This is a genomic window from Pseudomonas retamae (assembly GCF_043496865.1).
GTDB lineage: Bacteria > Pseudomonadota > Gammaproteobacteria > Pseudomonadales > Pseudomonadaceae > Aquipseudomonas > Aquipseudomonas retamae.
Window position 1 is genome coordinate 16394 of the sequence record NZ_JBIEIL010000002.1, and the last position, 13938, is coordinate 30331.

2 protein-coding genes are annotated in these 13938 nt (G+C 63.5%); both read right to left on the reverse strand.

Translation table 11 applies throughout. The annotated features are described in order from the left end of the window. Nucleotides 1-54: 54 nt before the first annotated feature. Nucleotides 55-12549, reverse strand: coding sequence for a filamentous haemagglutinin family protein (locus tag ACGSLL_RS03230; RefSeq protein WP_394503141.1), 12495 nt, complete (start codon nucleotides 12547-12549; stop codon nucleotides 55-57). A 216-nt stretch (nucleotides 12550-12765) separates the two neighbouring features. Next, nucleotides 12766-13878 carry a substrate-binding domain-containing protein gene (locus ACGSLL_RS03235; protein ID WP_394503143.1) on the reverse strand — a complete coding sequence of 371 codons (1113 nt, stop codon included), beginning with the start codon at nucleotides 13876-13878 and terminating at the stop codon, nucleotides 12766-12768. Nucleotides 13879-13938 lie beyond the last annotated feature (60 nt).

Below are 13938 nucleotides of genomic sequence, written 5' to 3' on the forward strand. Positions count from 1 at the left end.
CAGAAAAATAAGGGCGACCCAACGGTCGCCCAAACATACCGCACGAGAGTCCTTTTACAACGTCAGTTGCCCACGCTCCTCCTCGGTCAACTGCTGCCTGGCCTGCTCATCCAACGCCCCCGCGCCCAAGACCTGCACCGGGCTGTCCGGGTTGTAGCCCGGGGCCGGTGCGCGGCTGGCGCCATCGCGCGAGGGTGTGAGTTGTTCGTTGCCGAAGCTCAGCACCTGCACGGTAAACACCGAAGCCTGATTCTGCCGCGCCGCCGCTTGTTGCTGCCGCGCCACGTCTTCGGCGGCTTGCGTGGCAGACGATGCCGCCGAGCTGGCCGAGGTGATCGCGCCGGTATTCACCGCCGATACCACTGGCACACCGGTCGCCTTGCCTTGCACCGAAATGTTCGCGGCGTTGACCACCGTCAGCGCGGCGATGTTGACGTTGCCCGACACACGAATCCCCGCCTCGCCTGCATCAATGGTACCCAGCGGCGCGATCAGGTCGATATCGCCCGGCGCCACTTCGGCAATCGGATTGAGCGTGGCAATACCGGCGCCGGTGCTCGGCACCGACGGCGACAGGGTTACGTTGCCCCAGGTGTCGTACACCCGTTTCGGCGGGGTGTAGACCACGGTGGTTTTCGAGCCGCGACCAGCGTTGATATCGCCCTCGGCCGACCAGCCGAGAATCGAGCCGCCAAACGTGGTCATGATGCGGCTTTGGCCGAGCAGAATGCTGCCCTGCGAATACAGCTGAATATTGCCCGAGCCCTGGGTGATGATCCCCGCTGTCGAGGGTGGTGCCGCACCCTCGATGCCGAACACCTGACCGCCGCCCGGCGTAAGCATCTGGATGTCGCCGCCAAACAGGGTCTTGACCCCTGCTCCACCGTACAGCGTGATATCGCCGTCGTAGCGGATCGCGTTGCCGGCGACATCGGTGGTCGGGAACAACGCCGCAATAGCATTGCGACCGCGCAGATAGCTGCCTTTGCGCGGGCCGTCGGCGTTGTTGTACTCCAGGCCACCGGCGCGCAGTTCAGCGAAGTACACCTGCCGGGCGAAGATTGCCTGCTCGACACTTGGCAGCGCGGTGAAAAAGGCTTGCGCCTGTTCTGCGTTGCCGCTGAAGCCGTAACCGAGGGTCAGCCAGCTCTGCAGCTCGTCGAGGTACGTCTTGATCACCTTGCCCGGTTGCGCGCTCAACGAGGTATCCGGATTGGCCAGATTTTGCGGATTCAGGTAATGCGCGATGAACCGTGAATAATCCGGCCCTTGCGCGCCGGTGCCGGCCTGCAAGACCACGCTGGCGCCCGGCCGCTGATCACCTGCCAGCAACGAACCGAGGCTGGTAATGCTGGCCCGGTCTTCCATGAGAATGTTACGCCCGGCACTCACCTCCAGGGTTCCAGGGCCGGCGATGTCGAAGCTGCTGTAGAGGATGTCGCGACCGGCCGATACTTTCGACACGTCCCTTGGATCGTTATGCACGAACAGGTTGCCGGTGGAGTAGATCGTGTCCTTGGTGGTGCCGACGCCATCCTTCGGCGACGTCGTCGGCTGGCCCAGATAGGTGCCAGAGGCGACGATGTCGCGACCGGCCATCATCCACACGGGCCCGGCGGCTTCGTACCAGGTGCGCAGCGAATCGCTCGCACGCAACGATTCGCCGCTGCGGATGCCAACCAGATCGCCGGTCAACGCGTAGATTCGCGCCGGGCCCATTACATCGCTGAGGCGGGAGTACGAGTTGCTGCCGAAAGCGAACAAGGGATAACGCAGATTCGGTTCTGCGGCGACACCATCGCTGCCGCTGTTGGAGATGAACGGGGTTTGCGCCGAGTTGCTGGCATAGCCGTTGAACGCCGGGGCAAACGGCGTGGCAATCGCCAATGGACTGGCCCCGGACTGGTTGATCGCATAGCCGCCGGCATAAATCGAGTCACCGGCCAACAGCTCCAGTTGACCTGAGGCCGACGGCGCCAACAACAGCGACCAAGCGGTCGCGGGAGCGGTGTTGCCGACGCTGTAAGCCGCCGACGAACCTGCGTAAATCGAACCCTGCCCCGCCACTGCGCGCAGAATCGATGGATAGACGAAACGGCTGTCGGTGGGCGAAGTGTTCTGCCCTTTGACTGGCCCGTTGGTATCGGTCTCGGCTAATTGAGTACTCGGGGTGAGATTGCCGCCGGCAGAGAACAGGTCGATCGCCGTGTGCTCGGTCCACAGCGAGAAGCCGCTCAATATCCCGCCCTGAGTGATGTCCCCCGCCTCGTCAAACAATGGCGTGGCGTTCTGCAGACGCACGCGGCCCGGGTCTGCCGCACCGCCGAGCACCAGATCGCCACGGGTGTTGATGCGCATGCCCGAGTCGCCGGGAATCAGCACCAGCCCGCCGGATGCGTTGCTGGTGGTCGCGGTGAACGGGTCAAGCGCACGGGTTTCACGGGCGTCATGCAGCACGCTGTTGGCGCCATATTGCAGATTGATGCCGCCGACCGCGCTGCCGCTCATCTGGGCCGCGCCGCGCAGGTTGATCAGTGCGCCTTGCAGATCATGTTTGGGCGGCGTGATCCCATCATTGCCGGCCCGCGCTTGAAGGGACGGGTTGAGCGTGCCACCGATGCGGATATCCATGTCACCGCCACCGGTCAGTTGCAGGCTGCCGTCGTTGCCGACGCGACCAGTGCTGCCCACCGCCACGATCAGCCCTTGACTGCGCGGATGGGTCCGCGAATCCCCCAGCGGTCTGAGCATGCCGGCGTCTTCGCCGGCGCGCAGGCGGATATTGCCGCCGCCCAGCGTACCGAAACCGGTGAAGCCCACCAGATACGGCGCAGCGTCCATGTCGGCATCCGGTAATGGCTGAGTCACATAACTGCCGAAGTTGATCCACCAGGCGGTCGGCACGTCAGTGTTGCCGGCGCCCTGACGCCATAACCAGTTGCCCACCGCCACACTCGGCACCTGCTCACGGTAGCCGCCGCTATTGGCGGCCTTGCGCCCAAGGGTATCGCCAGAAACCGAACCACCGGCACTGATCGTCAGGTTGCCCCCCAACTGTGGATACCAGGCCTGATAAAGACTGTCGCCGCCGCCGTTAACCCATTTTTCGACATCGCTGCCGGCGCTGCCCAATACCGAATCCTTGTCCGACAAGCGCCCACGCATCTGGTTGAAGCGCGGATCGACATCGGCCGACTGAGTGCCCGCGGTGTACACGCCAAATGGCGAGGCCATGCTCAGATTACCGGCGGCGATCAGATCCAGATCGCCAGTGCCGGTGCGCAAGACGCTGAACATCTGACTGTGGATGGCAGCGCTCTTCGCCGGATTGCTTTCGACGCACACCTCGGGATAACTGTCGCACAGCGTCAGGTATTCCTCGGGAATCGGCGCGTAATCCTGGAAACCGAACTGGTTGCCAGGCGCCCAGGTCCAGCGCGCCATGGGTGCACAGGCACCGGGATCGGTGTCGCAGAGAATCAGGTATTCCTCGGGCACCGGTTCGAAGGCAGGGAAACCATACTGGTTGGTTTCCGACCACACCGCGCGTGGGTTGCCTTCGGTGATCTTCGCCCCGTAATGGGTGTCCGCCAGGCGCAGATTGCCCTCGGCGGTGAGCGGTTGCACCGCACGACTGTCGGCTGCAGAAAGATCAGCTCCCGCCACCGCGCGGATCGACCACGACGCACTGCCGGACGGCAACATCGGCGCGAGCGCCCAGTTGGCGCCTTGGCTGGCGCCGTTCAAAGCGCGCAATTCGATGAACGCGACACCGTCAGCGAGTACCACATTGGTCATCGACGGAATCAGCGAGCCGCGCAACAGCGCCAGTGAACCGCTCAACATCAAATTCTTGCTACTGCCCGTGTCGGCATCGAAAGCGCCCGGCAACGGCACGCCTTTGGGCCAGTTCATGGCATTCAATGCCGTGTTGCGATTCAAGCGAATACCGGCGCCCAAACGGCTGTTGGCCGGTACCGTGACATCGTCGCCGAGCAGCGTTCCGGCGGCATACAACAGATTGCCCGAGGCGTCATGCACCGCCCCCGCCAGCACCGTGCCGGCGCTGAAGGTATAAGGTGCGGCCAGTTCTACCTGCACCGGCAGCAGCGTGCCGCTGACCAGCGTCGTCGCCTGAATCGGCAAATCGTAGTTGAGGGTCACGCCCGACGGAAACTGCGTACCCGGCGCCAGCGTCACCCCGGCTCCCGGCACAATCAGATCGCCGCCGAACGGCTGCACGCCCGGCAACAGCTTCCAGCCAGCGTCGTCGACGGTTTCGGGTGGCGGCGCGAAACCGTCGTTGATGCTGCCGTAGATATCCAGGTTGCCGCCGGCGCGGATCACCAGGCTGGCGGACTCACCAGAGCCATAAACACCAGCGACCTTGCTCGTGTGCGGATTGAGGCTGTCATAGCGGTAGCGCGACAGATCGATATCACCTTCCACCACCAGGTCACCGTCCGCTGTCTTGCTGGCGATTTCGACGCCGGGACGCAGGTGGAAAGCATCGGCGTAAGCCGCGTTGTTCAGACCGGCCAGTTTGCGTTGCAACAGGTCGGCGTTACTCAACGCAGCTTCGATGAAAGTCGTGCTGTCGCCGTCGATGCGGGTAAAGAGCGCCTGATCGATCACCTGATACGGCCGGCCACTGACTGCTGGATCGACGCCATCGCGCGCATCGGTATAGCGCCGCGTGCCATTGAGACCGATGGAACGCGCGCCTTGAATATTCACGGTGCCAGTCGCGTCGATGGCGATGTCACCGGCGCCCAGACGCGGTGCGTTGAGTTCCAGGGTACCGCGCAGCATCTGATCGTGCTGACCGGCGAGCACACCCGGCACCGCATCGGTACCATGCCGCAGGTCAATGCGCGTACCCGACGCCAGGGTCAACAACCCGGCGCCTGAATTCAGCTCGACCATGGCACGGTTCGGCGCGTCGATGATCTTGCCGTGACTGTCGACGCGCAACACCCGACCATGGGCATCGAGCACGCTGTCGCCGGTGAGCGTCAGGCCGTTTTGCGCCGACAGGCGAATGCTGCCGACCCGCTCGCCGCTGGCATCGATCAAACCGTTGACCGTCAGCCTGCCATTGTCCACCGAGACATTGACCTCGCTTGCCTTGAGCCCGTCGCCAATCCGCAGATCGCCTTGTTTGAGTTGCAAGCTGCGACTGCCGAACACCTGCCCGGCGTTCAGGCGCTGGTTGAGTGCCGCGAACTGCACGCTCGCGTCACCGCCCAACTGCTGCGCGCGAATATCCACGCCAGCGGCGTTGTACGGTACCCGCGTACCACCGGCGTCGTAGTAGCCGCTGCTGGCGCCGATGATTTCGCCCTGCAGATCGACAATGCCGGCATCGGTGGCCAATGCCACGGCGCTAAGGTTGCCGGCCTGATTGTTTTTTGCCGACAGGTCGATGCGCGACCCGGCAAGCTGGCGGATATTGCCGTTATTGCTCAACAAGGATACGTCGCCGCCCCAGCTGTATTTGCTGACGTCGTTGAACGGCAACGTACGCCCGGACATGTCCAGTTGCGCACCGTCGGCCAGCGTCAAGTCATGTTCGGCTTTGGCCGTGAGTTTGCCGCTGGCCAGCGCAATGCGGCTGTCGAGCACGATATCGCGGGCTTGCAGATTGAGCTCTGCGCCGAGGGCATCGGCCACACCCGAAGCAGCCGCACCGCCGAGCGTCAAGCGATTGCCGGCTTTGAGCAGATTGACCGACGCCGCCTCACCGGTCAGCAACGGTGTGCGCAGTGTGAGGTTGCCGCCCGTGTAGGCGTAACCCTTGAGCGGGTCGTAAGCGCCCTGCTGCTGATACACCGCCAGGCTGCCTTTGTGATTGGCGGTGATACGTTCGCTGGCGCTCAGGTTAACGTTGGCAAACCCCAGCGCCAGACGATTGTTCTGATCGAGGCCATTGGGTTGTGGCATAGGGCCGTAACCCAACTCGATGCGTTGTGCCTGAATATCCAGGGTACCGCTGCCGGTACCGGCGCCGCCGCTGATCACACCACCGGGGGCCTGAGTGGCCCCGTTCCAGATCAGGTTGGCGGTGCGGATCGTCGCGATATCCTCGGCAACGCCTGCGCCATAAATCGCCGGGGTGGCGAGCACGAGGTTTTGCAGCTTGCTCTGGCCTGTCTGCGCATCGAAGGTGTCGAGGGTCACGCTGCCGTAGAGATTGAAGGCATCACGCGTGGTCAGGCTGAGTGTCTCCAGAGCCGGCGCGCCGAACCGGGTATCACCGCGCAGCAAACGATCCAGAACATTCTGGTTCAAGGTCAGACCGGCCGGTACGCGATCGCCTGCAGCCGCCAGTGCCTGGGCACTGCCAGCGTTGAGCGCACCTACCGCCAGCGCCAGATGACGCGTGCCAAAACGCACGGCTTCACCAAGCTCGAACTGGTTATCCGTCGCGGCGGTGATACTGCCGTTTGAATACAGCAGCGCCGGGCTGGCACAAACCGTCGTGGTGCAAGTGCCGATCCGAATGCTGCCGGCACCGGTGAAACCGCCGCCCGTCTCCGGCGCCAGCACATTCGTCCAGCCGTTCGAGACCACCACCACACTGGACGCGCCCGGCTGGTAAATGTACCCGGCCGTCGAGTCATAAGCGGCGTTGCCAAGCCCCAGGGCGTTGATCCCGGCGCCCGCTTCGACGGTGATGCCGCCACTGATCGAGTTGGTGCGCAGCAACACTTCCGGCGCCGCCAGCAACGCTCCGTCACGCAGGACGATGCTGGAGGTGTCCCCGATGAATCCGATGATGTTGCCCGCCGTGCTGTAACTGACGGTCGGCATCGCGCCGAGGGTCAAACGTCCGGCGTTGAGGTTATTCAACGTTTCGGCGTATAGCGAGATACCGTTGAAGCCCTCGGTGGGCGTCTGCCCGCTGCCGAGGATTTCGAAGCTGCTGCGGGCGTTGCCACTGCGCACCACTGCCGTGCCCACCAGGCCACCCGCGGCGGCGCCGAAGCGCGCCTGTCCGTTGAACTGCAATGCGATGTCCTGCTCGCCACCGTCAATCAGACGCAGGTCCAGCGTCTTGCCGTCCTGCGGGGCCAGCGCCCGAGGGACTCCACGGCGCACGGCATCGCTCTGAATGAATTGGCCGAGACTGGTTTCGTTGTACTGCGAGTAACGGCGCAATACATCCGCCGGCGTCAGGATGATTTGTTGGGCGAGGCTGTCACGCAGGGGGGTGTTGGCAATCGACATTTGTCCGCTGCCAGTCCACGAACCATTACGCATCGGCAACGCACCCTGGCTTGCGCCCGGCGTTGCCTGACCGTTGACTTCGACCCGGAACGCCCCGGGCAGCAAGGCAAACGTCGACGGCAACAACGTGTATGTACCGGCCGCCAGACCCGGCACTCCGGCGCCAATAGTGACCTGCTGACCGATACGCGGATCGACTGCGCCGGCCTCGGCCAACACCGGTGCGTAAGTGCTCTGGTTGCCCGGAACGATTGCGTAAACAGGGTTGCTCGACAACCCCGGCAAGCTGAACGTGCCGTCGGTAGCGTTGCGCACCAGCGGATTGAAACGGGCATCTGTGGAACCGCCGCGCCCGGAAATGAAACCGGCACCGCGCAGGTCGCCACCCCCCGACAAATCGATGATTGCGCCGCTCTGCACATCGATGAACCGGCTGCTCATCGACACCCCGGTCGCTTCCCCGGTGACGCCGTTCAACACCACCGATCTGCCGCCGTAGCGGTAATCGATGCCATCAGTGGTTCCGCCGTATGGCATGACCAGCCCGGCACCGCTGACCGACGTCACGCTGCCCGGCAACAAACGAACCTCACGGGTGGTGGTCAACAAGTCGTCGCCAAGGACAATCTTGCCCAGCGGTGCACGCAACACACCGCCCTGCTCGATAGACGTCGCCGAGAAGGTCAGCTTGCCGAACGCCGAAAAAGGCGCAGCTGCCGGCGCCGCTCCGCGGCCGCTGATGCGCAGGGTATGTTCGGCCGGCGACTGCGCGCCCTGATAACCGACACGCACTTCTGCCTGAACATCACTGGCGGGATAAATCTGTGCCGCACGCAGGTTCAAATCACCTGGGGTCCACAGACGGCTTTTCTCCGCGCCATCGGTTGGTGCCAGAAAGCGCAGATCACCGCTGCTGTCGAGACTCACCTGGGCAAAACCACGGCGACTGTATTCGGCGGCCGCTGCCTTCAGTTGCAGGATCGAACCCTGAGCCCCGAACGACAGACCATTGCCCAGATCCATCAGGTTGGCCGACGCCGTGAAGCGGGCATCCGCCAGCCTGGCGGTCGGGCTGTTCGTCAGGCGCGGGCGCACGCTGCCGACCACGCTGTAATAGCTGCCGACGCCGGACAGGCGCAGATACGGCGCGCTCAGATCGACCCGTGCCGTGTTTTTGGCTGACTCGGCCAGGGACAACGCCCCGGCGTACAGGCTAAGGCTCTGCTGCATGTGCAGGTTGACGTCACCGTCGAACGACAACAGTCCGTTACTCAACAGGCTCAGGGTGTCGAAGCCGCCCGCCATCAGGCTGTCGGCATGCACACGAGCCTGACCATAGCGCAAACCGTCGTCAGCCTCGCCCGGGCGCAGGTCGGCGCCAAGCGTCAGCCCGGTCGATGTCTGGTCGATGATCAACTCGCGTGGCGCGCGCACACTGTTGTCCGCCGAATCGACGTACAACGGCGTCTCCAGCGCCACCTCCAGACGACCACCGGCTGCCCCGGCACCGCCGGCCAGTGCGCGCAGATCACCGTCAATGAACAGGCCGTTGTAAGAGCCGATCGCGATGCGTCCGCCATCCGTGGCTACGCGCGTCGGTCCCTGCCCGGCGATGTCCAGCAGCGCCTCGGCGCCCGAAGCATCGAGCTGCGCGCCCTGGCGCACCACCACGTAAGCATCGGCGGCAGTGGCCGTGGCGAGTTTCGCGTCGATCTCGCCACCGAGGATGATGCTGCCCCCCTTGCCGACCTGCCCATAGGTGCGACCCAAAGCGTCCACTGCGGTGTTCACGCGCCCTGCCACATCCAGCCGCGCGTGTTCACCGATCCAGATCGAACGGTCATGCGCGTTCGGCTCCGCGAGTTGATCGGAGGTGGCCGGTTTGATCGAGCCGAACTGCTGCTGGCGGATATCAATGGTGCCGCCCCAGGCATTGAGTTCACCGTCCACGGTGATCTGCCCGGCGCCGCGCAATGTGATGCTTTGCCCCGGGTCGACGCTGATGCGCGAGCCACGGCCAAGTGTCAGGCTGCTGTTGGCCGCATCGATCAGGCTGAGCAGGCTGGCCCCGCCTTGCAGCGTCAGGCTGGCACCGGCGCGTTGCGTCAGCACGCCCTCAGTCGGGTTTTGCTGGAACAGCGCCGGCGTCCACAACTCCAGCGCCGCTTGTGGATCGGCGCCGCTGAGCTGATTCGGCGCGGCATCGCTAAAACGGTACAGCGGCAGACTGACGTCCACGACACTGCCTTCAACCACGTCCAGACCGCTCAAGCCAATCAGGTTGTAAGCGGAGAAACCTTTGTTGAACAGATCGGCAGACAGTTGCAGGGTGTTGTCGGCCAACGGTTTGTCGCTCTGGCCGATCAGGATCTTGTTGGCCTGCACGGTCAAGGTGCCGCCACCCGTTACACCGTAGCCACGCAACTGGCCATCGAGGCGCAGGTGCGATTGGCCGGGCGTAGATATCGCGCTGGATTCCAGCGTCAAATCACCGCCCTTGCCGCCGCGGGTCTTGCCGTTGGCGAGGATCGCGCCACCGGACGACACATCGAGCACGCTGCCGGCACCGATATTGATATCGCCGCTGCTGCGGATCGACACCCGCCCACCGTTGAGCGAGGCCAGGCTCGCGCCATCGTCCGGCCGGGTACGCAGATTGCTCCAGACGCCGCGGGTATCGAGGTGAACGTCTGCGGCCACAGACACTTGCGTCGGCTTGCCGGTTTTCGCCGTGAGCCGGGTGTCGCTGCTCTGGGTACCGTTGAACTGATTGAGCACGTTGCCCAGACGCAGGCTGCCGCTACGCGCGGTCAGGTCTGCGCCGATCTGCACATCCGGCGCATACAGCGTGATGTCGCCAGCGGTATCAACGGTGATCGCGCCGTCGACGACGACTTGATCCCTGGCCGCCACCTTGAGCGCACCGAGACGCAAGCCGTTGAGCTGCTCGTTATCGACAAACAGCTTGCCCTTGCGCGTCTCTGACACTGCACTGGCGAGGTCCAGGTCATTGCCGGCCAGCGGCCTGTCGCCACCGATCTGCACCTGATCCAGCAACGGATTGAGCGTGTACAACACGCCGCCCGCTGCCGCGACATACGCCGGGTCATAACTGCCGACGATCAATTGCGCGCGACGTGCCAGTGCGGTCTGGCTCTGCTCATACCCGTCGAGCACCGGTTTGGGCGCCTGATTTTGCCGCTCGCCCTGATACACCTCGCCGAGCATCTGCCCGTCAAGCATGGCGTTGGCCGTGGCGATCACCAGTTGCCCGGCGTCACGCCCCACGGTGTAACCCGACTCGATACGCGAGCGCGGGGCAATCAGCGGGTTGTAAAAATAGCGGGTCTGACCCCAGCGTTCGCTGCTGTCCTCGAAACCGTTGTACAACCCGGTGTAAAGCAGATCGCCCGGCGCACGGGACACTTCATACAGCTTGCCGTCCGCACCGCGCAGCCAGCTCTGGCGAATCTCGCCGCTTTGCACATCCAGGGTGCCGCCGGACAAATTGATCAACGAGCCCTTCTCGGTGACCACATCGTTGCCGGCAAAACTCACCGTCCCACCCTGCGCCATCCATTCGCCGACGCTGTGCGTCTGGGTGCCGAGATAACCACCGACTTCAAGCAAGCCGCCGGCGGTGTACCAGCGATCCGTGGCATAGCCGTTGGTGCCCGCCGGCACGTAGACCAGTTCGCGTACATCCACCCAGATGTCATTGCTGTTGAGCGCGCCCTTCTCGCGGTTGACCGAGGCATCGCGCTGCTCGTTGCCTTGCACATTGATCTTGATGTTGTTGTTTTCCATCGCCACCTTGACGCCGAGTGCGCCCGACACGTCGATCATCGCCCCGTCGCGCACCAGGCTGCGGCGCTGCGCCGTCACTGCCACTTGCCCGCCGGTAGCGAGGGTGATCGAGCCGTTCTGGAACTCGACGCTGCCACCGCTCTGAATCTCGATACGCGACTGATCGCCCCGAATCCGGTTGTTCGCAGTGACCGCGCTGAGGGCCGCCTGATGCTGACTGTCGAGCGCGGTCAGGTCGCTGCTGTCGAGCATGATCGCCGTGACACTGCCTTGCGCCAGCGTGACGCTGCCGTTGGTGTCGCTGGCGGGGTTGGACAGGTGAACGGTGCCGCGAGCAGCCACTGAGGTGCTGGCGAGCAATACGCCGTTCTGCACGACTTCATGGCCGGCCAGAGTGATGTCGCCAGTGGCGGCCTGGATCAAGCCGTTGTTGCTGACCTTGCCGCTGATATCGCCGGCCTTGAAGCCCGGGGCGACTTCGTTGCCGAACGTGGTCGACAGCGCATTGCCCTCGGTGCCCGCGCCCTTGCGGATATAGAAGCGGTCACCGGCGCCGAGCACGGTCTGGCCCTTGGCGGTGCTGATGCTGCCGTCGTTCTGCACTTCGCTGCCGAGCAGCAAGGCATAACCACCGCCATCAGTAGACGTCGCGGGTGGGTGCGTGGCAATGCTCGCGCCGCGTTCCACCAGCACCTTGCCCGCGGCATCGGTAAAGGTCGGCTGCGTGGCGCTGCTGTCAAAGTACAGACCACGCTCGCGGAACTGGGAATCGGTGATGCTGGCCGCCGCTGCCACCAGGTTGCGCACATTGACCTGACTGCTGCCGCTGAAGACGATGCCGTTGCGGTTGATCAGCATCACCGTGCCGTCGCCCTTGATCTGCCCCTGGATCTGGCTCGCCCGGGCATTCGGATCGTTGACCCGGTTGAGCACCGCCCAGTTCGCTTGCTGGTCAAATTCAACCGTGGTGTTGCGCCCGACGTTGAAGGTTTGCCAATTGAGAATGGCCTTGTCGGCGGTCTGTTCGATCGTCACCGTGGTCTTGCCGTCGGCCTGGGTTTGCTGCGGGCCCTTGGCATTCTGCCAACCTTGGGTGAGGCTGTTATCGACTTTCAGACCGCCCTCGCCCAGACCGTCCGGGACAAACTGCACCGAGCCCAGCGCAGCGGCCCGACCCGCAGCCTGAGCCGCCTGCTGCGCGGCAATCGCGGCGACCGTATTGTTCAGGGTCTGAATCGAGCGCTGCAATTGCTGGTTGGCTTTTTGCTGCTGTGCCAGTGGCGGCGTCATGCCCGGCAAGCCGCCGCTGCTCGGCCGCGCGGCTGCACCTTGCTGCGCGGCCCCCTTGGCGGCGAACCAGTTCGAACTGAACGCCGTTGCCGCCTGCGCATTACCCGCCACCAGACACAACGCCACCGCTTGGGCCAGCGGTTTGAGCAACCACAGCGCCGGCTCCGCGGCTTCACGTTTGAACGGCTGGACGTTGGTACGACGGGATGGGCGAGCGAGCATCACTACGAGATCCTTTTGGGTTGCCACACTTTGGTTGCCACACAGGCCGCAGGCGTGCAAAAACCTGCTGTTACGTCATAGGCAGTTGGCGGCGGTCGCGACCGAACGGATGTCACACAAACTTCATGTTTGCGGAGTATCCGCGGTGTCTGTGGTTGTTTTGCAGGCAAAAAAATGGCAGCCCAGGGGGCTGCCATTGATTGGCACGCCGCTGTTTCAAAGAGGACGGCCAATCCCGTTGCACACGGAAGGGTTGTTGATGTCGAGGTTGTAGCCAGTGGTGTTGGTGATGAAGTTGGCGGTGACGGCGTTTTTCCAGCTCAGTGGCATCACCAGTAATTTGTGCGCCACCACCGCGGCATTGTTACCAGGATTGCTGTAGTGGGTGGTCAGGAAGGCGCGAATCTCGTTGGCCACGTTGGCATCCCTGTAGCACTGCCCGATGATCAAGTTGCTGTAGGCGACCATTTTGTAGCCGTTGAAAGGGTTCGCCACCACGGGCGACCAATTGGCGGGATTGGCTGCCTGAGACTCTGACGCCGGTGGCGCAACGGACGACAGTCCGAGCGCGACGTTGATCAGGGTTGGCAACACACCATTAAGACGCGCAACGACAGTGTTATCGCTCACCAGTACACCGTCAGGGCCGGAGTAACCGATCGAGCCGTCGACCTGATTGATCGTAGGCAAGACATCTCTGTCGCTCGACACCCCGACCCAGTTGCTCGGCAGTGTCGAACCTGACGGCTGGCGCGCCGTCGTGAACAACGAACTGGTCGAGAACTTTGTCGGGCAAACGGAATTGAGGTGGCGAGTGAGGATTTCCGAGGTGCCGCTGGCGTTGTTCCGGTAGACCACGCGAATCGGTGTGGTGTCGGCAGTGCCCATGAGATGGCCCCACGTTGGGGCCTCACCCGACAGCGCCCAGCACAACTGGCTGCTCGTCAGGTTGAGATTAGTGATACCGCTCTTCTTATAGGACACGGCGATTGCAGTGCCAACGGATGGCAGTTGAATCAGCGGACCATAACTGGCGTTAAAAGCGCTCTGGTATTGGCGGATTTCGCTTGCCGTCAGGATCGAATCGCTGCCAGTGAAATGCACAGTGCCTGTAGTGCCGAACGGCGCAGCATTGTTGCTTAAAAACGCGGCTTTGCCTGCCCCGCTGCCAACACCGACGTAGCTGAAACTGGCCGGCAAAATGCTGTCAGCCGAACCCTTGTACAGCGCGGCTGGCAACGTCGCCCCGCCACCGGTCACCGCCAGCACGTGGCCCGACATCAACGCCGCCGCCGACAACAACGCAACCTTCGCAATGTGTTTGTACATGTTCAATCTCCTTATCGAATGCCCCGCGAACGGGAGCCAAAAAAAATGGCAGCCCCGAAG